The 19,762-nt window shown below is 66.4% G+C and carries 21 protein-coding genes and 1 tRNA gene; 13 read left to right on the top strand and 9 right to left on the bottom strand.

The genetic code is table 11. The features are described from left to right. Positions 1–141: 141 nt before the first annotated feature. The gene (locus tag B9Y86_RS06825) at positions 142–1,197 is read left to right on the top strand and encodes a LacI family DNA-binding transcriptional regulator (protein WP_425319465.1); all 1,056 of its coding nucleotides are present in this window, start codon (positions 142–144) and stop codon (positions 1,195–1,197) included. 28 nt (positions 1,198–1,225) lie between these two features. Here the strand turns inward: B9Y86_RS06825 and dcd are convergent, their stop codons facing one another. Then, positions 1,226–1,810 (bottom strand): dCTP deaminase, encoded by a 585-nt coding sequence (gene dcd / locus B9Y86_RS06820; RefSeq protein ID WP_085485285.1) that lies wholly within the window; start codon positions 1,808–1,810, stop codon positions 1,226–1,228. Positions 1,811–1,873: 63 nt separating this feature from the next. Between dcd and B9Y86_RS06815 the strand changes: the two genes are divergently transcribed. From B9Y86_RS06815 to B9Y86_RS06805, 3 genes are all read left to right on the top strand, one after another. Next, the gene (locus B9Y86_RS06815; RefSeq protein WP_085484336.1) at positions 1,874–3,268 is read left to right on the top strand and encodes an RDD family protein; all 1,395 of its coding nucleotides are present in this window, start codon (positions 1,874–1,876) and stop codon (positions 3,266–3,268) included. 65 nt (positions 3,269–3,333) lie between these two features. After that, a tRNA-Gly gene (locus B9Y86_RS06810) sits at positions 3,334–3,404 on the top strand. A 241-nt stretch (positions 3,405–3,645) separates the two neighbouring features. Then, entirely contained in the window at positions 3,646–4,152 is a 507-nt protein-coding gene (locus tag B9Y86_RS06805) for a hypothetical protein (RefSeq protein WP_085484334.1), read from the top strand. 54 nt (positions 4,153–4,206) lie between these two features. Here the strand turns inward: B9Y86_RS06805 and B9Y86_RS06800 are convergent, their stop codons facing one another. Next, positions 4,207–4,527, bottom strand: coding sequence for a GlsB/YeaQ/YmgE family stress response membrane protein (locus B9Y86_RS06800; RefSeq protein ID WP_323743543.1), 321 nt, complete (start codon positions 4,525–4,527; stop codon positions 4,207–4,209). 87 nt (positions 4,528–4,614) lie between these two features. On the opposite strand from B9Y86_RS06800, the gene B9Y86_RS06795 reads away from it, so the two are divergent. Further along, the gene (locus tag B9Y86_RS06795; protein WP_085484330.1) at positions 4,615–5,277 is read left to right on the top strand and encodes a response regulator transcription factor; all 663 of its coding nucleotides are present in this window, start codon (positions 4,615–4,617) and stop codon (positions 5,275–5,277) included. 68 nt (positions 5,278–5,345) lie between these two features. Here the strand turns inward: B9Y86_RS06795 and budA are convergent, their stop codons facing one another. Further along, on the bottom strand, positions 5,346–6,101 hold the full coding sequence (gene budA / locus B9Y86_RS06790; RefSeq protein ID WP_085484328.1) for an acetolactate decarboxylase: 756 nt from the start codon (positions 6,099–6,101) through the stop codon (positions 5,346–5,348). A 29-nt stretch (positions 6,102–6,130) separates the two neighbouring features. Between budA and B9Y86_RS06785 the strand changes: the two genes are divergently transcribed. Then, positions 6,131–6,544, top strand: coding sequence for a PPOX class F420-dependent oxidoreductase (locus tag B9Y86_RS06785; RefSeq protein ID WP_085484326.1), 414 nt, complete (start codon positions 6,131–6,133; stop codon positions 6,542–6,544). On the opposite strand, the gene B9Y86_RS17505 is transcribed toward B9Y86_RS06785, so the two are convergent. Both B9Y86_RS17505 and B9Y86_RS06780 read right to left on the bottom strand, forming a co-directional pair. Then, positions 6,545–6,712, bottom strand: a complete 168-nt coding sequence (locus B9Y86_RS17505) for a hypothetical protein (protein WP_176223287.1) — start codon at positions 6,710–6,712, stop codon at positions 6,545–6,547. Between the two features lie 98 nt (positions 6,713–6,810). Then, the gene (locus B9Y86_RS06780) at positions 6,811–7,143 is read right to left on the bottom strand and encodes a DUF7882 family protein (RefSeq protein WP_085484324.1); all 333 of its coding nucleotides are present in this window, start codon (positions 7,141–7,143) and stop codon (positions 6,811–6,813) included. Between the two features lie 184 nt (positions 7,144–7,327). On the opposite strand from B9Y86_RS06780, the gene B9Y86_RS06775 reads away from it, so the two are divergent. From B9Y86_RS06775 to B9Y86_RS06760, 4 genes are all read left to right on the top strand, one after another. Further along, positions 7,328–7,591: a hypothetical protein gene (locus B9Y86_RS06775; protein WP_085484322.1), complete on the top strand. Its 264-nt coding sequence runs from the start codon at positions 7,328–7,330 to the stop codon at positions 7,589–7,591. Positions 7,592–7,663: 72 nt separating this feature from the next. Beyond that, positions 7,664–8,152 carry an NfeD family protein gene (locus B9Y86_RS06770; protein ID WP_085484320.1) on the top strand — a complete coding sequence of 163 codons (489 nt, stop codon included), beginning with the start codon at positions 7,664–7,666 and terminating at the stop codon, positions 8,150–8,152. A 34-nt stretch (positions 8,153–8,186) separates the two neighbouring features. Then, complete coding sequence (locus B9Y86_RS06765; protein ID WP_085484318.1) at positions 8,187–9,650, top strand: SPFH domain-containing protein; 1,464 nt, start codon at positions 8,187–8,189, stop codon at positions 9,648–9,650. A 142-nt stretch (positions 9,651–9,792) separates the two neighbouring features. Continuing rightward, positions 9,793–10,758 carry a DMT family transporter gene (locus tag B9Y86_RS06760; RefSeq protein WP_228515670.1) on the top strand — a complete coding sequence of 322 codons (966 nt, stop codon included), beginning with the start codon at positions 9,793–9,795 and terminating at the stop codon, positions 10,756–10,758. Here the strand turns inward: B9Y86_RS06760 and B9Y86_RS06755 are convergent. Then, entirely contained in the window at positions 10,733–11,989 is a 1,257-nt protein-coding gene (locus B9Y86_RS06755; RefSeq protein WP_085484316.1) for an MFS transporter, read from the bottom strand. The genes B9Y86_RS06760 and B9Y86_RS06755 overlap by 26 nt on opposite strands. A 102-nt stretch (positions 11,990–12,091) precedes the next feature. Between B9Y86_RS06755 and B9Y86_RS06750 the strand changes: the two genes are divergently transcribed. Continuing rightward, the gene (locus B9Y86_RS06750; RefSeq protein WP_085485281.1) at positions 12,092–12,763 is read left to right on the top strand and encodes a GntR family transcriptional regulator; all 672 of its coding nucleotides are present in this window, start codon (positions 12,092–12,094) and stop codon (positions 12,761–12,763) included. A 34-nt stretch (positions 12,764–12,797) separates the two neighbouring features. Next, on the top strand, positions 12,798–13,400 hold the full coding sequence (locus tag B9Y86_RS06745) for a hypothetical protein (protein ID WP_085484314.1): 603 nt from the start codon (positions 12,798–12,800) through the stop codon (positions 13,398–13,400). A 6-nt stretch (positions 13,401–13,406) separates the two neighbouring features. On the opposite strand, the gene B9Y86_RS06740 is transcribed toward B9Y86_RS06745, so the two are convergent. Beyond that, on the bottom strand, positions 13,407–14,099 hold the full coding sequence (locus tag B9Y86_RS06740) for a response regulator (RefSeq protein WP_085484312.1): 693 nt from the start codon (positions 14,097–14,099) through the stop codon (positions 13,407–13,409). A gap of 13 nt (positions 14,100–14,112) precedes the next feature. Next, positions 14,113–15,744: a sensor histidine kinase gene (locus B9Y86_RS06735; protein ID WP_085484310.1), complete on the bottom strand. Its 1,632-nt coding sequence runs from the start codon at positions 15,742–15,744 to the stop codon at positions 14,113–14,115. 207 nt (positions 15,745–15,951) lie between these two features. Between B9Y86_RS06735 and B9Y86_RS06730 the strand changes: the two genes are divergently transcribed. Then, a complete protein-coding gene (locus B9Y86_RS06730) occupies positions 15,952–17,382 on the top strand; it encodes a cation:dicarboxylate symporter family transporter (protein ID WP_085484308.1) in 1,431 nt (476 codons plus the stop codon). A 108-nt stretch (positions 17,383–17,490) separates the two neighbouring features. Here the strand turns inward: B9Y86_RS06730 and yicI are convergent, their stop codons facing one another. Further along, positions 17,491–19,761 carry an alpha-xylosidase gene (gene yicI / locus B9Y86_RS06725; protein WP_085484306.1) on the bottom strand — a complete coding sequence of 757 codons (2,271 nt, stop codon included), beginning with the start codon at positions 19,759–19,761 and terminating at the stop codon, positions 17,491–17,493. Between the last annotated feature and the right edge of the window lies 1 nt (position 19,762).

Below are 19,762 nucleotides of genomic sequence, written 5' to 3'. Positions count from 1 at the left end.
CTCTTGAGTCTCGCGTCGGGGGTGAGCGTTCATCCGCTAGGTTCGGATGTTTACGCAAACACGATTCAATCACGCTAGCATGTTTACGCAAACAATTAGCACGGGCAGCTGGGATTCGGCGCGTGCAGATTTCGGAGAACAGTGAACTCTCGGTCAGACAGTGTCGTCTCTGATGCGCAGCAGCGCCCACCGCGGGGGCCGTCGATGGCCGACGTGGCGGCGCTTGCGGGAGTCTCCGCCCAGACCGTCTCACGGGTGGCGAACGGGCTGACCAACGTCGACCCATCGACCAAGGATCGCGTCGTGGCGGCCATGAACGAGATCGGCTACCGACCGAACAGTGCGGCTCGCGCTCTGAAGACCGGGCGCTTCAAGTCGATCGGCGTCATCATGTTCACCCTGTCGACCTTCGGCAACATGCGAACCCTCGACGCGATCGCGACCGCCGCAGCCCAGGCCGGCTACTCCATCACTCTGATCCCCATCGCCTTGCCCACCCAGGTAGAGCTGCTCGGGGCGTTCAGCCGCCTTGGCGAGCATGCCGTCGACGGCGCCATCGTGATCGTCGAGTCCCACATCCTCGACCGATCAGATGTGTCACTGCCCACGGGCCTGCCCGTTGTGATCGTCGACTCCGACGCGGGCGACACCTACAGCGTCGTCGACACCGACCAGGCAGCCGGGGCCCGCGACGCCACCCGGCATCTGCTCGAACTCGGCCACCGCACCGTCTGGCATGTATCCGGGCCAGAGGGTTCCTTCAGCGCGTCCCGGCGCCGAGACTCCTGGGAGGCGACTCTGGTCGCGGCGGGCGCCGAGGTACCCGAGGTTCTGATCGGCGACTGGACAGCGAACTCCGGCTACCTCCACGGTCTCGAACTCGCGAAGAGAGACGACGTCACGGCCGTCTTCGCGGCGAACGACCAGATGGCGCTCGGGCTGATGCGGGCCTTTCACGAGAACGACATCGCCGTGCCCGACCACATCAGCGTCGTCGGTTTCGACGATATGCAAGAGGCGAGCTCGTTCTGGCCGCCGCTGACGACCGTGCACCAGGACTTCAGCGCTGTCGGCCGGCTATGCCTCGAGAAGCTCCTCGACCAGATCGACGGCTCCGGCACCTCGCGCGGAGTGGCCGTTATCCCGACCACCCTGATCGAGCGCCAGAGCACGGCCGCACCCGCCTCGGCGATCTAGCCTGAAGCAGGCGCGCATGCGCCTCTGCCTAGTCGCGTGAGACGTCGGTGCGGTGGAAGTTCAGATGCGAACGCGAGGCCGTGGGGCCGCGCTGACCCTGGTAGCGCGAACCGTACTCAGTGGAGCCGTAGGGTTTCTCCGCCGGGCTCGACAGGCGGAAGAAGCAGAGCTGGCCGATCTTCATGCCTGGCCAGAGCTTGATGGGCAGCGTTGCGACGTTCGACAGCTCGAGGGTCACGTGACCCGAGAATCCGGGGTCGATGAACCCTGCGGTCGAGTGGGTGAGCAGTCCGAGTCGGCCGAGCGAGCTCTTTCCCTCGAGCCGCGCCGCCACGTCGTCGGGCAGTGTGACGAGCTCGAAGGTGGAGCCTAGAACGAACTCCCCCGGGTGAAGGATGAACGGCTCGTCTGCCTTGGCCTCGATCAACCTCGTGAGTTCGGGCTGGTCTTCGGCCGGGTCGATGAACGGGTACTTGTGGTTGTCGAACAGCCTGAAGAAGCGATCGAGGCGCACATCGATGCTCGACGGCTGGATCAACTCGGGCTGGTAGGGGTCGAGGCCGATACGGCCCGCGTCGAGTTCGGCTTTGATGTCACGATCGGATAGCAGCACGGCCATAGCCTAGCCAGTGCACACCCCTGCCGAGCTGATGAACGCTCGCACTATGGTGGTCGAATGGATGCCGTCGACCTCTTCTCCCGGGCGCTCTCCGCACGGTCGACGCTCCCCTCGGAGCTCAGAGGACTCGACTCAGACCCGCTCTGGGCGGCTCTGCTGACAAGCGTGCAGAATGTCGTGCTCAGCGAGATCCGTGCTGGGCGATACCCCGAGCTCGGCGATGAGACCCAGCGATCGGCGTGGCCCACGCTCCTCGATCGACTCGGCGACGATGCCCGCGTGCGCATCGGCCGTGAGATCGTCGATCAGCTCACAGTCAGCACGGTCGACGAACTCTGGGTGACCTGCATGCGCGTCATCGGCAGATCCGGTGATGGGCATGGCGCGGGTGGGGTCGCCGGTGCGAGTGCCACAGGTCCGGATGCCCGTGGCGAGTCGATCGCCGTGACGAGCCGCGACCCTGTGGTCGAGGAGCGCATCGTCGACCTGCTCGAGCTGCTCGGCGAGGTCGTCGAGACTCAACTCGCCGACCGCTTCGGAGTGCTCGCAGAAGAACCGCGTTCGGAGTCGGTGGAGTTGTCGCTGTCTGATGCCGGGCCCGCACCCGAGCCGATGACAGAGCCCCGCGCCGCCGTCGCTTCTGGGTTCGCCGCGCCGGTTCCCGTGGCCGCCGCCGACGCCGACGCCGGACTCGTCGTGTCGTTGCCGCCGACGTTGGCGGAGCCGCCGACCCGCCCCGCGGCCGTGCCGGTGTTCGACTGGGCACCCGCCCCGTCGCATCCGGCGTCGATGCCCACCGAAGCGCCCGACGAAGCACCGACAGACCAGACGGTGGCGCGAGCCCCGAGTACGCCTGTCGCACCGCCCGCCTACCCGGATGCCGCAGCGCCGCCTGCGCCCACCGCTCCCGCTGCTCCCGCTGCGGCGATCGGGCACCCGACTCCTCCGGGCGCTCCAGGGTGGCGCCCGCTTCCCACGATGACGACGACGCGCACACCAGCACCGATCGGTCGGCGCGCGGGGGCGTTCCTCATCGACAGGGCCATCACGATTCTCATCACCACCGCGGCCGCACTGCTCTTCGTGTGGCCCGCGGCCGCTTCGGCGTCGTCGAGGCCAGAGGCGGGTGGACTCGTCGTCGCTCTGGCCTTCGTCGGAGTCGGAGCGGTCAGCCTCAGCTGGTTCGTCGTGGTGGCCTGGATGGTGGGCGCCCGCGGAGCATCACCCGGAAAGCGCATCATGCGCATCGAGGTCACGGGGTTCTCGTCGCCGGGCCCCATCGGATTCGGCCGAGCCCTGCTTCGCGAGCTGATCCTGGCCGCCTTCACGATCGGCACCGCGCTCACCGCATGGCTGCCCTACGCATCCGTCTTCTGGGATCAGACGAAGCAGTTGCGGGGCTGGCACGACAAGGCCGTCGACGACATCGTGGTCGAGGTCGCACGGCTCTAATGGGTCGTGCTGCGCCGCTGATCGTCGGTTAGGCTATGGATGCCTGCGGCTCGATCGCAGGCCACGCGGATGTAGTTCAATGGTAGAACTTCAGCTTCCCAAGCTGATAGCGCGGGTTCGATTCCCGTCATCCGCTCTCACAGGCCGCCCTAACAATGCGGGCCGTCACCTCGAGCAACGCACAACGCTTCGCGTCGTGGGGTTCGATTCCCGTCATCCGCTCTCACAGACCGCCCTAACAATGCGGGCCGTCACCTCGAGCAACGCACAACGCTTCGCGTCGTGGGGTTCGATTCCCGTCATCCGCTCTCACAGACCGCCCTAACAATGCGGGCCGTCACCTTGAGCAACGCACGAGGCGAGTTAGGCTCTGGAGCGTGGCCACTCTCACTCGCGTGCGCATCTGGCTGGTGCTCTTCATCGTGTGCCTCATCGCCAGCGGGGTCACCGCGTTCCCCCTCGAGACCGAGCTCCGACTCGCGTCGAGCGTGCTGCACGCCGACTGGTCGCCGGTTCCTCAGCTGCTTCCCGACTTTGTTACGTGGGTCGACCGCGTTCGCGACGCGCTCATCGACACCAACAACCGCTATCCATTCATCGCCTACGCCTCAGATTGGCTGGCGTTCGCCCACCTCGTGATCGCGGTTGCGTTCTGGGGGCCGTTGCGCGACCCCGTGCGCAACATCTGGGTGGTCCAGTTCGGCATGATCGCCTGTGTGGGCATCATCCCGCTTGCCCTCATCGCCGGCTCGATTCGTGGCATCCCACTCGGCTGGCAGCTGATCGACATGTCGTTCGGAGTCATCGGCATCATCCCGCTCATCATCGTCTATCGACTGATCCGCCGCCTCGAGCGCGAGCAGGCTACGCCGACGCCTGCATAGAGAACGCCCATCAGAACGTCGAGTTCTGACGGGCGTTTCGCGTTGTGCAACAGGCTACGAGCGGCGGCTCGCGCCGCGGCCGCGCACCTGGATCCAGATGATCAGCACGATGATCGCGCCGATGATCGATCCGATGATGCCGGCGGGCTGGAAGAAGCCCTCCTGGGCGTCGGCGCCGAAGATCAGGAAGCCGAGGAAGCCGCCGACGAACGAGCCGACGACGCCCAGCACGATCGTCATCCCGATCGACAGGTTCTGCTTGCCGGGCACGACGAGGCGGGCGATGGCGCCGGCGATGATGCCGACGACGAGGATGCTGATGATGAGTCCGAGCATGGTGATGACCTCTTCAGGTGAAGTGCGTTGTGAATGCACGGTGTCGCCGCCCGGTGCCGGACGGTTATCCCAATCAATCAGCAAACGGGGCGGCAAAATACACCCCTAGGGGTGTAAGTTCTACCCATGCAGAGCACTCGACCGCTCACGGTTGCGCTCGTCGACGACTACGACGTGGTGCTCGTCGGGCTCGCGCACATGTTCGACTCCTACTCCGACCGCGTCGTCGTGGCGGAGATCGACGCCACCACGGGGCTCAGCGACACTGTCGACATCGTGATGTACGACTCCTTCGCTCAGCCGGAGTCGGACCACGACGAGATCAGCGCTCTCGTCGGAAACCCGCGAGCGGGCAAGGTCGTGATGTACACCTGGAATTTCCACCCCGACCTCGTCGCCGGCGCACAGCAGCAGGGAGTTCACGGCTACCTCTCTAAAACGCTGCCGGCCCGCGAGCTGGTGGCGTCGCTCGAGCGCATCCACGCGGGCGAGACCGTGGTCAGTGACCCACCCCGTCGCACGAGCCCGGCATCCGGTCTCGACTGGCCGGGTCGCAGCGAGGGCATCGCCGACCGCGAATCAGAGATTCTCGCCCTGATCACCCAGGGCAAGAGCAATGCCGAAGTGGCCCGACTCACCTATCTCAGCCCCAACACCGTCAAGAGCTACATCCGCAGCATCTATCGCAAGATCGGCGCGACCAGTCGCACGCAGGCGGTTCTCTGGGGTGTGGCCCACGGCTTCTCGCCCGACAACCACCGCATCGACCATTGGCGCGGCGGCCCCTGACGTCAGTTGTCCCCGCTGCGGACTAGAGGTACCGGTACGCCGGTACTTCTAGTCCGCAGCGGTACCTGTTACGAGCGAGGCGAGCGGTTCTCCGCGTTGCGCACCTGGTCGTCGAGGTCGGCGGGGTCGAGGTCGGCTTCTCCGAACGAACTGCTGAGCGGCAGGCGCAGCTGCAGATCACTGCCCTTGCAGATGTCGACCCGACCATGCTCGAGCACGAAGTCGAGCACGTGCCCGCCGGTCGAGAGTTCATCGTCGATGAAGTGAACGTGCCCTCCCGGAACGCCGATCCCCCGCTCGTACAGCGGAGTGCGGAAGCCCGCGACAGTGCCCGAGATCGATGAGAAGGTGACGATCGCCTCGTCTTTGACCGCTTCGCGCATCGGCGGATACGGCTTCTCCTGGCGCCTGACCGTGCGCGTCGTCACGGTCTCGAAGCGGCCCTGCACCCGCACGGCGAACAGGTAGTTCTGCGAATCCTCGAGCTCGATGATGCGCGCCACCACGTCCGCGCGCGACATGCGCGTGGTGACATCGAATCCGGTGACCGGCTCGAACGGCATCACCACGGCGAAGGGCGTGAGATCGTCGTCGGATGCCCGTTCCACCGATCCGTCGGCGCGCAGTCGGTGACACACCCCGTCGAGCACGAGCATCTCGCCGTCGAGCGCGTTGAAGGTTCCGAGTCCGAAGTCGCCGTGCTCGAGCAGCTCACCCACGGTGAGATCGCCGTCGTAGACGCCGTCGAGAAGCGCGCTCATGAGACTGGTCTGGAACACTGTTCGCCGCTGATCGTCCACCCGCCCAGTATGCCCGTCAGGCATCCGGTCACACCTGACGTAGCCTGTGGATCATGAGCACATCAGTCGCCCTGACCGCCGAGGGCCAGCAGTTCGTCACCGAGCGGCACCTCGCCATCCTGTCGACCATCTCGCCGAGCGGCCGCATCCATTCGGTGCCCGTGGGCTTCACCTACGCCGACGGAGTGCTGCGCATCATCACCGGTGACGGCACCCAGAAGGTGCGGAACATCGAGCGCGCGGGTCACGCAACGGTGAGCCAGGTCGACGGCATCAGGTGGCTGACCCTGTCGGGGCCGGCTCGAATCGAGCGCGACCCCGAGGCCGTTGCGGATGCCGTGGCCCGGTACGCGGTCAGGTATCGGCAGCCGCGGGTCAACCCGATGCGGGTCGTGATCCGGGTGGATGTCGACGGCCTCCTGGGTTCCAGCGGGCTGCGTGCTACGCCGGCCTCGGCAGAGGGTTGATCAGCGAGGCGGAACGACCGTGTGGTTGATCTCCCAGCCCGATTCCCACTCGTCGGAGAAGAAGCCGGACATCTCCTCGGTTCCGTACGGAATCGCCTTCGAGTTCATCGACCGACGTGACCGCGCAGGCGAGGGCGGAGTCTCGTCGTGCTCCTCAGCGTCATCCATCAGATCGCTCCCGTTTGCTCGTTGCCCTGCATAGGCTACGTCGCCTAACAACGATGCAACAGGCCTAGCGGGCTACTTCGCAGAGAGAGACAATCCGCTTAAACGTGACCACGCGGTTTCCATGTGGGAGGCACGCCTGGCTCCTCGGTATAGACCAGGCCCTGCCCACTGTTCGCAGACGCGGCCAGGAGCTCGATCCACTCACGATTGACCGACCCCAGATTGGATTCGCGAAAGCGAAAGTAGAGAGGCAGAGCCGGCGTCAGCCAGATGCTCGATCGACCGCTCCCCACCGATACGTCTTCTTTCCATGAGAAGAAGAAACTTTCGCCCCGGCGGAGCTTGGCCCCGATGACGAGTTGAAGGTGTACCAGCGCCCGGTCAGCGATGTCGATCTCGAGTTCGGATCGAGCGTAAATCAGTTTTCCCATTGCTCTTTTCTCAGTGCGGGCGCCCCGAAAGGCGGGCCCGGATAACTGTAGAGAAAATCCCGCTGCCGCTTTCTGGGACTTGACAAAGCTCTTTTCGGTTCCGAATAAACACACCTTTGGCGTGTCGCGAAGGGGTGCGTATGCTCGACGTTACTCGAACATATATTCGAAGGAGTAGAAGCGGATGAGCATTTCGTACACGGCCGAAGCGGTCTCCCTCTGGGTCGACGACGACGTGCCCTCGCGCATGGTCTGGAACGGTCGGCGATGGCGAGTCTCCGACATGCCCACACCCCTTGAAGATCTCGCCTGGTCTCGGGTCACCCATCCGCCCATCATTCGCGGGTGGCGATTCCAAGCCACCAACGAACTCGGCGTGAGCTTCGTCTTCGACGTGGTCTGGTCGGCCTCCGACAGAGAATGGTCGCTGGTTCGGGTCTACGACTGAGCCGGAGTCCGACCTGGCAGGCCCACCCCCGAGTAGGGCATGCTAGAGGAGCTACGACACGAAGGGTGCCGCATGCTTCCGTTTCTCATCGTCGGCGCGATCGGCCTGCTTCTGCTGCTCACGAGCATCATCATCGGTGATCTGCTCGACCTCATAGGCATCGGCGATGGCCTGGTCTCGGGAATCGCGATCGGCGCTGGGCTGTCGATCTTCGGCGTCGCCGGCATCATCACGGTCTCGAACGACCTGCCCACCTGGCTCACCTACGTCATCGCGATCGGGCTCGCGCTCGTCTCGCTCGTCGCCATCCAGCTGTTCGTCAGTCATATCGCCAAACAAGAGAGCGGCGGGCACTATTCACCGGTCGGCCTCGTCGGATTCACGACGGTGAGTACAGGCCCCGTCGGCGGCGAGGTGCGGCTCGACGACGTGCGCGAACTCGAACGGCGACCCGCCATCAGCGACGCGGCCATCGCGGCGCAGACGCGCATCCGGGTCGTCGAAGAAGACGGCTACCGGGTCAAGGTGGAGCCGATCGTCGAAGACAGCGCCGCCTCCTAAAACCACAGTCCCCTACAGAGAGGAAGCCCAGTACATGGACTTCATCAGCAGCAACACGTCCATCGTCGCGGTGGTCGTCGTCATCGTCATCATCGTGGCGTTGCTCGGATTCGTCGCCAGCCGCATCCGACGCGTTCCGCCGAACCAGGCACTCATCGTCGTGGGTCGCGGCGCGGCGAAGGACGCGGCTTCCGGCATCACGTCACCACAGAAGGTCATCATCGGTGGGCGCACGTTCATCTGGCCGATCTTTCAGGAGGGCTTCAAGCTCTCGCTCGAGCAGTACCAGACCTCGGTCGACGTGACCGCGATCGACAGCAACTTCATTCGCACCTCGGTGAAGGCCACGGTCAACTTCAAGGTCACGGGCAGCGAAGACGGCGTGCGTCGCGCCGCCCAGCGCTACCTGCTGCAGCAGGCGAAACTTCCCGAGATCGTGCAGCAGTCGCTCGAAGGCTCGCTGCGTGGCCTCATCGGCGGCCGCGCGGTCGACGAGCTCGTCAAGAGCTTCGCGCAGCTGGCACAGGATGCCGTCACCGAGACCAAGGGCGAACTCGCCGAGCTGGGTCTGCAGATCGAGACCCTGAACATCCGCGAAATCGAGACACCGGGCTCGACGTACCTCGCCGACCGTGGTCGCGCCGAGGCCGCCCAGGCCCGCCAGATCGCCGAGGTTCGCGAGGCAGAGACCGTGCGCGCCGCGGCCCTGTCGCGCATCGAGAACGAGCAGCTCACGGCCGAGCGTCAGCGCGAACTCGACATTCGGGTCGCATCCATCAAGGCCGACACCGAACGGGCGAACGCCGAGGCGAACGCCGCGGGTGAGCTGGCGCGCGCCGAGCAGGCCACCTTCGTGGCCGGCAAAGAGCGCGAGGCCGTGGTCGAGCAGGCCAAGGTCGCCGAGCAGCGACTCAACATCGAGGTTCGCCAGCCCGCCGAGGCCGCCGCGTACGCCGCGGTGCAGAAGGCCCAGGCCGATCGCGACACCGAGAAGGCAGCCGTCGACGTCGAGGTCTACCGTCGCCAGCAGACGGCAGAGGCGGCACGCACCGCCGCCGTCAACGAGGCCGAGTCGATCACCGCTCTCGGTAACGCCAATGCGGCCGCCACCCGCGCAAAGGGTGAGGCCGAGGCCGCCGCAGTCAAGGCGCTCGCCGAGGCGCAGAACCTGCTCAGTCGCGAAGCGCTGGCCTCGCGGGCCATCGACGCGATGCCCGAGGTCGCCCGCCGCATGGCCGAGCCGCTGTCGAACGTCGACAACATCTCGATCATCTCGACCGAGGGCGCGAGCGCGCTCACGAAGTCGGTGGCGCAGAACATGACCGAGCTGCCCGAGGTCATCAAGCAGGCCACGGGCCTCGACCTCAGCGCACTGCTCGCGGGCATCGGAGGAGGCCTCGCGGCCAAGTCCGCAGGAACCGGTGCGAGCAGCGCCGGTCGCCCGGCCACTGCGACAGCCACGCCGCCCACACCTGAGACCGAGTCGCCGGTCATCTAGAGCAGTACCCCGCCGAGCGCGGGAGTTCGCGCCTGTCGCGGTGGCTCAGCCGCCGCGGTCAGCGCGAACTCCCGCGCTCGTCCGTCACTGCGAGGTCGAAATCCCGCCAGAGTCAGTGCCCATCTGCCGCTACCGTGAGTGAATGAGCACCACGCACCCTAAAACCGAAGGCACATCGAACCTCTCGGCCGGCATCCAGTTCGCCGCGATGGGAATCGTGTGGGGCGCGAGCTTTCTCTTTATGAAGGTGGCCCTCGAGGGCACATCGTTCGGTCAGGTCGCGTGGAGCCGCCTGGTGCTCGGCGGCCTGGCCCTCGGCATCGTGATGTTGATCACCCGCAGTTCGCTGCCCCGTTCACCGAAGGTCTGGGCCCACTTCGTGGTGGTGGCCATCTCCGGCTCAGTGCTGCCCTATCTGCTCTTCGCCTGGGCAGAGCAATACGTGTCGAGCGGCCTGGCCAGCATCTACAACGCCGTCACACCGATCACCACCGCCATCATGGCAACCCTGGTGTTCCGCGTCGAGAAGCTCTCTCGCGCGCAGATTCTGGGCGTGGCGGTCGGCATCGTCGGCGTGGTCGTGATCATCGGACCCTGGCGCTTCGTGCCCACAGCCGCCGCAGCCGGCTCACCTGTGACCGAACTCGCGGGCCAACTCGCCTGTCTCGGGTCGGCGGTCTGCTACGGATTCACCTTCAGCTATCTGCGACGCTTCATCACGGGGCGAGGCGTGTCCGGCGTCACCACCGCATTTCTGCAGATCGGCCTCGGCGGAGCGATCATGCTGGTGCTCACTCCGATCGTGGCGATCGGCGCGGTGCAGCTCACGCCCGCCATCATTTCCAGCCTCCTCGTGCTGGGCATCATGGGCACCGGCTTCGCTTATCTCTGGAACATCAATGTGCTTCTCACATGGGGCCCGACCGTGACCTCCACGGTCACCTACCTGACACCGATCGTGGGAGTCGCCCTGGGCATCCTGGTTCTGGGCGAGACACTCTCGTGGAATGAGCCGCTGGGCGCGGTTCTCGTCTTCCTCGGAATTCTGCTCGCCCAGCGCCGCCTCCGCCTCCCCCGTCGATTCAGAGGCGATCGCGTTCCTCGCTGATGCGAGGCACCAGCGCGATCGCCGCAGCCGGGAAGAGAGCCACTGCCACGAAGGCGAGCGGATAACCCACCAGTCCGATGAGTGCCCCCACAGCTGGCCCCACGATCGACGCCGCCACGTACTGGCCCGTATTCTGCACGCCGAGTGCGCGGCCGCTCCATGCCGGCCCCGCGGTCTCGGCCACCGAGGTGAATGCGAGTCCGTTGTCGGCGACCACCACGACGGTGGCGATGACGAAGACCACGGCGGCGGCACCCCACGACGCAGCATCAGACAGCGCGAGCAGCAGCATCACGAGCCCGGCCGACAGGGCGACCCAGCGCAGCGGCCGCACACGACTGCCCAGCCTGTCGCTCCACACACCTACGAGAATGCGTCCGATCGCGCCCACGAACTGCGCAACACCCACGAGTACACCCGCGGCGAGTGACTTCCAGCCGAGCTCGGTGACCAGCCACACCAGCCCGAACGTCGAGACCGTGAATTGGGGCACGACCAGCAGAACCGACACCGCATGGATGCGCCAGAGAAAGGCGCTACCCCGGTAGGGATTGGCGGCTCGGGTGACCGGCGCGGCGGGGCCCGGGGTCGTGGCAGCCGGAGCAGATGTGGGGCGTGCATCCGAAGCTCCCGGCGGTGCGGTGCGAATACCCACCCCGCAGGCCAGCGCAAAGACCGCCGCGATCAGCCCGGGAACAAGCAGCGCCAGTGGCACGCCACCGCTCTCGGCAGCGACAGGAACAGATACCGCCGCGATCGTCACCCCAAGCGGAACCGCCATCTGACGGATGCCCATCGCGAGCCCCCGACGGTTGCTCGGAAACCAGCGCACGACAAGGGAGCCGCTCGCCGAATTGGTGCTGGCAGCGGCCATGCCTCCGACGAGCAGGAAGGCTCCGATGGCGACATACCCGTCGACCGCCATTGCCGCGAACGCTGCCAGCGCGGTGACCGCGAGGCCCACGGCGATGACCCAGCGCTCTCCGATGCGGTCGACGAGGGCGCCCCAGGCGAAGAGCGTCAGAACCATTCCCACCGTCGGCGTCGCCGCCAGAAGCCCGGCCTCTGCGAGGGTGAGTCCGCGCTGGGTGTGCAGCAGCAGAATGAGGAACGCGGGGGTATTGATGAAGAGCGTTCCCGCAGCCTGGGCGGCGACCCCGAGCGCGAGATTGAGCCAGGCGCGGGGGTGGATGCCTGCGGCGGCGGCACGGACCGAAACGGTCGACGTCATGGGATGCTCCTTCGTGCGGCTCCTCGAGCACGCACGTTAATTGGTATACCATTACGGTATACCAATCAAGTCGAACTACTTCCAGGTCGGATGGACCCAGACATGACAGGCGACACAGAGCGCACGACGCAGACGACGCAGCTGTACGAGCGACTCCGCACCTCGATCCTCACTCTCGATCTACTGCCCGGCCAGAGCCTGGCCGAGCGGGGCCTCGAGGCGCGGTTCGAGGCATCCAGAACGCCGGTTCGGGCAGCGCTCGTTCGTCTCGAGGCCGAGGGGCTGGTGCGGCGCGACGGCCGCAGCTTCGCCGTCGCGCCGATCGACCTCGCCGAGATAGGCCAGCTCGCCGAGTATCGCGAAGCTGTCGAGACCGCGGCGGTGCGACTGGCAGTGCAACGAGCATCCGACGACGATCTCGACGCCTTGGCCGACGAGCTCACCTCGACGGCAGACGCGAACGCCGCTGGCGAGAGCGTGCAGGCGGGCGGCGACTTCCACTCGCGGCTGGCCGAACTCGCCGGCAACCCGTTCTTCAGCACCGCGGTCGCCGCGTCTCTACGCCGCCTCGAGCGCACCCGCTGGCTCGAGGCCAGCTCTGCCGGTTCGCGCGACCACGCACGAGACGAGCATCTCCGCATCCTCGAGGCCGTTCGTGCGCGCGATGCCGACCGTGCCGCAGCGCTGATCGCCGAGCACATCCGCGGAACCCACGAACGGTTACGCGAGGCCCTGAGCTCAGAGGATTGGCGCCGGGCGCACGCGGTTTCCTGATTCCGACACAAGGCTCGCGGCTTATGCTGGCCCGATGGTCACCGAACACCGCTTCTCTGGTCGCATCGCAGGCTTCGGCACGTCTTCCGGCACGCGCATCGTGGTGGGAATCTGGGCCGAGTCCCCGCTCGGCCCCTTCACCGATGTGATGCTCGAGGACGCCTCCGGCCACCGCACGCTGCTCGCACCCAGCGACGAGATCGCCGAGTTCGTCTCGTCGACCTACTCTTTCGACGAGGTACGGGTGGTGCCCATCACCACCAGGCGCGTCGACGGCGGCCTTGCCGTGTCCGCGGGCGATCTGTCGGTGCGGATTCGCGTGGGCGGCCTCTCGACGCTCGGCCGGCTTCTGCGGGTTGTTCCGTCGCTGGTGGCGACGCACCCCGCCTGGCTGAGGGTCATCGATCCCGTCGCTAGTCGACTCGTCGCGGGCGTTCATACGGCCGGATCTGCGGGCAACGGGCGGCAGGAGTTCTACGGCGTGACGCTTATTCGTGCACTCGATGACGCGGTCGTGACCCGAGGAGGAGAGAGCCTGGGCGCGATGGCTCCGCTTCATCCGCCGGTGACTTTCGGCTTCGGGTCGGCCCCGCCCGCCCCCTCGATCGTCGACGTCGTCACCACGATCCGGGAGTAGCGCGCGTCACTGCCGCCAGCGGTACTCCACCTCGGGGCGGCCAGGGGTTCCGTAGCGCGGCGCCCTCTCGGCACGCCCCGAGTCGGCCAGGTACTCCAAGTAGCGCCGAGCAGTCACCCTCGAAGCGTGGATCTCATCAGCCAGTTCGCGCGCCGATACTCCCTCGCCCGACTCCGCGAGCAGGGTCGACACGGCACTGAGCGTCTCCGGGCTCAGCCCCTTGCCGAGCCCGGGATCGTTCGAGGTGCGCAGCGCGGCGAACGCCCCGTCGACGTCCCTCTGGCTCGCCACGGTCGGTGACTGCGCGAACAGGCTGCGGAAGTCGCGATAGCTCGTGAGCTTGTCGGTGAACACCCCGAAGGTGAACGGCTTGATCAGGTACTGCACGATTCCGGCCGCGATGGATGCCCGCACCACCTCGGCCGAGCGCACCGCCGTTATCGCGATCACATCGACATCGACACCGCCGGCCCTGATGCGCCGGCACAGCTCGAGACCGTCGATGTCGGGCAGATTCATGTCGAGCAGAATCAGGTCGATGCGTTCGCCCTCCTGCCCCAGAGAGGCCTTCAACAGACGCACTGCTTCGGCGCCCGTGTGGGCTACCCCGCCCACCTCGAAGCCGTCGAGCCGTGCGACGTAGAGAGCATGCGCCTCGGCCGTGATCACCTCGTCTTCGACGATCAGCACCCGGATCATGCCCAGCCCTCGATCACGAGTCGACCCGGGCGGTCATCGGCAGCGTCACTGTGAACACCGCGCCCACGTGCTCGCTGAGCTCGATGGTTCCGCCGAGGCGGGCGACCGTCTGCCGAACGAGAGCCAACCCGATGCCGCGGCCCAAGGCATCCGTCTCTTTCGTCGAGTAGCCGCGGCCGAACACGCGCTCGCGTGCATCGTGGTCGATGCCCGGCCCAGAGTCCGAGACCTGCACGACGAGGTCGTCTTCACCGTCGCCGAGGCCGAGATAGACCTCGACCCACGGCTCCACGCCCGGGGCGGTCCCGGATGCGGCCGCATCGAGCGCGTTGTCGACGAGATTGCCGAGAATCGTCACGACATCGGCGGGCTCGAAGCCCTGCGTGCCGGGGTCGAGATGTGTCTCGAGCTTGAGGGCCACCCCGCGCTCCCGCGCCTGAGCGGCCTTTCCCAGCATGAGCGCGGCGATCACGGGTTCGTCGACCGACACGAGCACACGGTCGGCGAGACGCTGGCTCAGATTGAGCTCGTCGGCGGCGAAGCGCAGCGCCTCGTCGCTTCGTCCGAGCTCGAGCAGCGAAGCGATGGTGTGCAGGCGGTTGGCGAACTCGTGGGTCTGCGAGCGCAGCGCATCCGACATCGTTCGCATCGACTCGAGCTCACCCGTGACGCGCAGCAGCTCGGTGCGGTCACGCAGTGTGGTGACGGTGCCGAGCGACCGGATGCGGCCCGCGCCGCGCTGCGCCTCGGTCGGCAGGGCCGGCTGATGGTTCACGACGAGAACGTGGTCGCGGGTCACGAAGACCTCGTCGCGGGCCTCCTCGTCTTGCAGCAGCAAGGCCTTGAGCGAGGCGGGGATGTCGAGCTCGTCGACGGGCCGCGCGGGGCCACCCGCGGTGAGGCCGAGCAGATCGGCGGCGTGGTCGTTGTAGAGCACCAGAACCCCGTGCGCATCGACGAGCACCAGCCCTTCGCGCACCGAGTGCAGAACCGACTCGTAGTAGGCGAACACCTGCCCGAGTTCTTCTGCGCCGCGGCCGGCCGTGACCCGGCGTAGATAGCGGCTGAACAGCCACGAGACGAGAGCACCCAGTGCGATCATCACCGCGCCCGCACCCAGCAGCAGGTGCACCCGCGGCCAGAAGGTGGCGTCGACCTGGCTCAGAGTGATGCCGGCCGAGACAAGAGCCGTGACGCTGCCGTCGTCGCCCCGGATGGGCACGACCGCGCGCACCGATGGTCCCAGGGTGCCGGTATAGGTCTCGGTGAACGACTTTCCCGCGAGCGCCGGGGCGATCGTGCCGATGAATGGCTTGCCGATCTCTTCCGGATCGCGATGGGTGTAGCGCGTGCGGTCGGGCGCCATCACGGTGATGAAATCGACGTGGGTGTCGTCCATGAGCGTCACCGCGTAGGGCTGCAGCACACTCGAGGGATCCGGCTGCTGCACCGCCTCGATGACGAACGGGTTGTGGGCGACCGCCTCGGCGGTGACCATGCTGCGGGCCGACGCGTCTGCGGTGGCCCGGCCACGGGCATCCAGAGCAAGAAGGGCGACGGCGAGACCCACGGCCGCGATCACGAATACGGCCTGCACGGCGAAGAGCCGCGCGGCAATGCTGACCCGTCGTCGTCGACCGTTCATCGAAAGCTCCCCTGCGTCCTGCCGACATACGCTACGCGCCTCACGCGTTGACGTCGAATGCAGCGCCGTCGAGCACGTCCGACAGACGTGTCGCGAACAGTATGAACACAAGCGTCGGATGCCGAGCTGACGCCCGCAGGATGACGTCAGTAGTTCAGGCAGAGTCGCCACGGCGTTGTGGCGGCCCCTCACAAAGGCAGGCATTCCATGAGCACCTCATCTGCAGCATCGGGTCGCAAGAGCCGTAAGAAGCTCGATAAGAACCACTATCTCTACATCGCGGTGATCATCGCCGTGGTCGCGGGCGTGATCGTCGGGCTCGTCGTCCCCGAGTTCGCGAAGACGCTGGCCCCCATCGGCACCGCTTTCGTGGGGCTCATCAAGATGATGATCGCCCCCATCATCTTCTGCACCATCGTGATCGGCGTCGGCTCCATCGCGAAGGCCGCGACCGTCGGCAAGGTCGGCGGGCTCGCACTCGGCTACTTCATCGTGATGTCGACCTTCGCCCTGGCGATCGGCCTCGTCGTGGGCAATCTGCTGCACCCGGGCGAGGGCCTCGACATCTCGTCGGCCAGCTACGACACCAGCAACATCGTGGCCGAGTCGACGCAGGACTTCTTCCTCGGCATCATTCCGGTGTCGCTCTTCTCGTCGCTGGTCGACGGCAGCATTCTGCAGACCCTGTTCGTGGCCCTGCTCGTCGGCTTCGCGCTGCAGAAGATGGGCGACAAGGGCGCCCCCATTCTCGGAGCGATCAAGTCGCTGCAGGCGCTGATCTTCCGCATCCTGTCGATGGTTCTCTGGGTCGCACCGCTCGGCGCGTTCGGAGCGATCGCGGGCGTCGTCGGTTCGACCGGATGGGGCGCCGTCGTGGCACTCGCGACCCTCATGATCGGTTTCTACATCACCTGTGCGATCTTCGTGATCGTCATTCTCGGCACCCTGCTCAAGCTCGTCACCGGCGTGAACATCTTCTCGCTCATGAAGTACCTGGCCCGCGAATACCTGCTCATCGTCGGTACCTCGTCGTCTGAGGCTGCGCTGCCCCGCCTGATCGCCAAGATGGAGCACCTCGGCGTCTCGAAGCCCGTCGTCGGCATCACCGTTCCCACCGGATACTCGTTCAACCTCGACGGCACCGCGATCTACCTCACCATGTCGTCGCTCTTCATCGCCGCGGCCATGGGCACGCCGATGTCGATCGGCGAGCAGATCGGCCTGCTGCTGTTCATGATGGTCGCCTCGAAGGGAGCCGCGGGCGTCACCGGAGCCGGACTCGCCACCCTCGCCGGCGGCCTGCAGTCGTTCCGTCCCGACCTCGTGAACGGCGTCGGCGTGATCGTAGGAATCGACCGCTTCATGTCTGAGGCCCGCGCCGTGACGAACTTCACCGGCAACGCCGTGGCGACCCTGCTGGTCGGAACGTGGACACGCGAGGTCGACAAAGACCAGGTGCGCCTGGTGCTGTCTGGTCGCGACCCGTTCGACGAGAAGAGCATGAACCCGGATGCGCACGCGGTGGACGCACCGGCCGACGCATCGACGGCGTCGAACGTCGATCCGGCGGTTCCGTCGACGGCCTCACTGCACGCCCTCACCGGAGTCGAGCCCACGAAGGCCGCGCCCCGCCCCTGAGCATCTCGATACGCCCGCTGCGTGGGCTACTCGATCAGCGCACCAACCCCGCGCCGGTCGAGTAGCCCCCGAGGAACGAGCGGGCGTATCGAGACCACCGACGACCGATCAGCGCACCACCGTGGTCGTGACCTCGACTGCGGCATCCGTCGCCACCGCGGCCGTACCCGACGAGCGCGTCACCGTGAAGGTCGCTTCGGCGCCATCCGGGTTCGTGATCGTGAGCGAGGTCTCGCCGTCGAGTCCCGGGTACACCCGCAGCTCGAGCCCGTCGAGGTAGTCGTAGTCGGGGCGGTCTGTGCGCCCACCGATGGGCAGCACCGCCGACTCGCGAACGTACAGGGGCAGCGAGAGAAAGCCGTGCCGCTCGGTACGCCATCCACCGCCCTGCACCACCTCGCCACTGAAGTAGTTCGTCCAGCGGCCGGCGGGCAGGTAGAACTCGACCTCACCGAGCTCCGAGAACACCGGCGCCACCAGCAGATCGTGCCCGAGCATGTACTGGGTATCGAGGTAGGCGGCGCCCCTGTCGTTCGGAAACTCCAGTGCCATCGGTCGCAGGATCGGCGTTCCTCGCCGACCGGCCTCGATCCCCGCGGCATAGAGATACGGCATCAGCTCGAGCTTCAGCTTCGTGAAGAATCGGGTGACCTCGACAGCCTCCTCGTCGAACATCCACGGCACCCGATGCGAGCTCGACCCGTGGAAACGACTGTGGCTCGACAGCAGACCGAACGCGGTCCAGCGCTTGAAGACCCCGGCATCCGGCGTTCCTTCGAAGCCTCCGATGTCGTGGCTCCAGAAGCCGAAGCCGCTGAACGCGAGCGACAGGCCGCCGCGCAGCGTCTCTGCCATCGACTCGTAGCTCGACGTGGAGTCGCCGCCCCAGTGCACGGGAAGACTCTGGCCGCCGACCGTCGCCGAGCGGGCGAACAGCACGGCATCCCCCACCCCACGCTCATCTTCGAGCGCCTCGAACACGGCCTTGTTGTAGAGCTGCGCATAGTAGTTGTGCATGCGCTCCGGGCTCGATCCGTCGAAGTAGTCGACCTCGAGCGGGATGCGTTCGCCGAAGTCGGTCTTGAAGGCGTCGACCCCCTGGCGCTGCAGCACACGCAGCTTCTCGGTGAACCACGCGGCGGCGGCGGGGTTGGTGAAGTCGACCAGCGCCATGCCGGCCTGCCACAGATCCCACTGCCACACCGAGCCGTCGGGACGCTTCACGAGGAAGCCGGCATCCTTCGCCTCGGCGAAGAGCGGAGAGCGCTGCGCGATGTACGGGTTGATCCACACCGACACACGCAGGTCTTTCTTGTGCAGCCGCTCCAACATCCCATCGGGGTCGGGGAACACCCGCGGGTCCCACTCGAAGTCGCACCAGTTGAACTCGCGCATCCAGAAGCAGTCGAAGTGGAAGACGCTCACGGGAAGATCGCGCGCGGCCATCTCATCGATGAACGACGTGACGGTCTCTTCGTCGTACGAGGTCGTGAACGAGGTCGAGAGCCACAGTCCGAACGACCAGGCCGGCACGTGGGCCGGTCGGCCGGTCAACGCCGTGTACCGCTCGAGGATGTCGGCGGGCGTCTCGCCGTGAATGATGAAGTACTCGAGACCCTCGCCGGCCACCGAGAACTGCACTCGCTCCACCGCCTCGGATCCGACCTCGAACGAGACGTGCCCGGGATGGTTGACCAGCACGCCGTAGCCGCGGTTCGTGAGATAGAACGGCACGTTCTTATAGGCCTGTTCGCTGGAGGTGCCGCCGTCGGCGTTCCAGATGTCGACGGTCTGGCCGTTCTTCACCAGGGGCCCGAATCGTTCGCCGAGTCCGTAGACGAGCTCTCCGACCCCGAGCGACAGCTGCTGCAGCGTGTAATTCGCAGAGAACGCGCGCGCTGTTCCGCCACGCGCATTGCCTACCGGCGCGCCGTCGAGCTGCGCATCCGGTCGCACCTGCATATGCGCGGTCGACTTCGCGCCCGCGGTGGTGAGTACCCGCCCGGCCGCTTCGAAGGCGAAGCCATAGGGCGCACCCTTCTGCACGGTCACGCTGAGTGCCCCCGAGGTGAGCACGCCCTTCTCATCGGTAATCGAGACGACGCCGTGTCCTTCCTCGGCACCCACGAGATCGAAGCCGAGCTCGTCGCGACCGCCCGTGAAGTGCGAGACCTTCACGCCGATGATGTTGGGAAGCGGCGACGATAGCCGCACGGTGAGCACGGGGCGGTTCAGCACATCGCCACGCTTCTCGATGACCATGGTCGGCGCCGTCACAACGATGCCGTTCTCGCCCTCGGGCCAGATGTCGTATGCCTCTTGGGCGTAGAGAGGCGTGACTCCCGGGCGCAGCTGCCAGAAACCGTCGGTGAACTTCATG

Origin of the sequence: Agreia pratensis (assembly GCF_900177685.1) — a bacterium.
Lineage (GTDB): Bacteria > Actinomycetota > Actinomycetes > Actinomycetales > Microbacteriaceae > Agreia > Agreia pratensis.
This window is presented reverse-complemented; position numbering and strand designations above follow the sequence as displayed.

Bases quoted from the DNA above. Each gene is read 5' to 3' on its own strand.
- B9Y86_RS06815 (WP_085484336.1), top strand. From the start codon at position 1,874: ATGGATGCCGTCGACCTCTTCTCCCGGGCGCTCTCCGCACGGTCGACG.
- B9Y86_RS06785 (WP_085484326.1), top strand. From the start codon at position 6,131: ATGAGCACATCAGTCGCCCTGACCGCCGAGGGCCAGCAGTTCGTCACC.
- B9Y86_RS06740 (WP_085484312.1), bottom strand. From the start codon at position 14,099: ATGATCCGGGTGCTGATCGTCGAAGACGAGGTGATCACGGCCGAGGCG.
- B9Y86_RS06730 (WP_085484308.1), top strand. From the start codon at position 15,952: ATGAGCACCTCATCTGCAGCATCGGGTCGCAAGAGCCGTAAGAAGCTC.
- B9Y86_RS06780 (WP_085484324.1), bottom strand. From the start codon at position 7,143: ATGGGAAAACTGATTTACGCTCGATCCGAACTCGAGATCGACATCGCT.
- B9Y86_RS17505 (WP_176223287.1), bottom strand. From the start codon at position 6,712: ATGGATGACGCTGAGGAGCACGACGAGACTCCGCCCTCGCCTGCGCGG.
- B9Y86_RS06795 (WP_085484330.1), top strand. From the start codon at position 4,615: ATGCAGAGCACTCGACCGCTCACGGTTGCGCTCGTCGACGACTACGAC.
- B9Y86_RS06765 (WP_085484318.1), top strand. From the start codon at position 8,187: ATGGACTTCATCAGCAGCAACACGTCCATCGTCGCGGTGGTCGTCGTC.
- B9Y86_RS06755 (WP_085484316.1), bottom strand. From the start codon at position 11,989: ATGACGTCGACCGTTTCGGTCCGTGCCGCCGCCGCAGGCATCCACCCC.
- budA (WP_085484328.1), bottom strand. From the start codon at position 6,101: ATGCCTGACGGGCATACTGGGCGGGTGGACGATCAGCGGCGAACAGTG.
- B9Y86_RS06745 (WP_085484314.1), top strand. From the start codon at position 12,798: ATGGTCACCGAACACCGCTTCTCTGGTCGCATCGCAGGCTTCGGCACG.
- B9Y86_RS06750 (WP_085485281.1), top strand. From the start codon at position 12,092: ATGACAGGCGACACAGAGCGCACGACGCAGACGACGCAGCTGTACGAG.
- yicI (WP_085484306.1), bottom strand. From the start codon at position 19,761: ATGAAGTTCACCGACGGTTTCTGGCAGCTGCGCCCGGGAGTCACGCCT.
- B9Y86_RS06760 (WP_228515670.1), top strand. From the start codon at position 9,793: ATGAGCACCACGCACCCTAAAACCGAAGGCACATCGAACCTCTCGGCC.
- B9Y86_RS06770 (WP_085484320.1), top strand. From the start codon at position 7,664: ATGCTTCCGTTTCTCATCGTCGGCGCGATCGGCCTGCTTCTGCTGCTC.
- B9Y86_RS06735 (WP_085484310.1), bottom strand. From the start codon at position 15,744: ATGAACGGTCGACGACGACGGGTCAGCATTGCCGCGCGGCTCTTCGCC.
- B9Y86_RS06775 (WP_085484322.1), top strand. From the start codon at position 7,328: ATGAGCATTTCGTACACGGCCGAAGCGGTCTCCCTCTGGGTCGACGAC.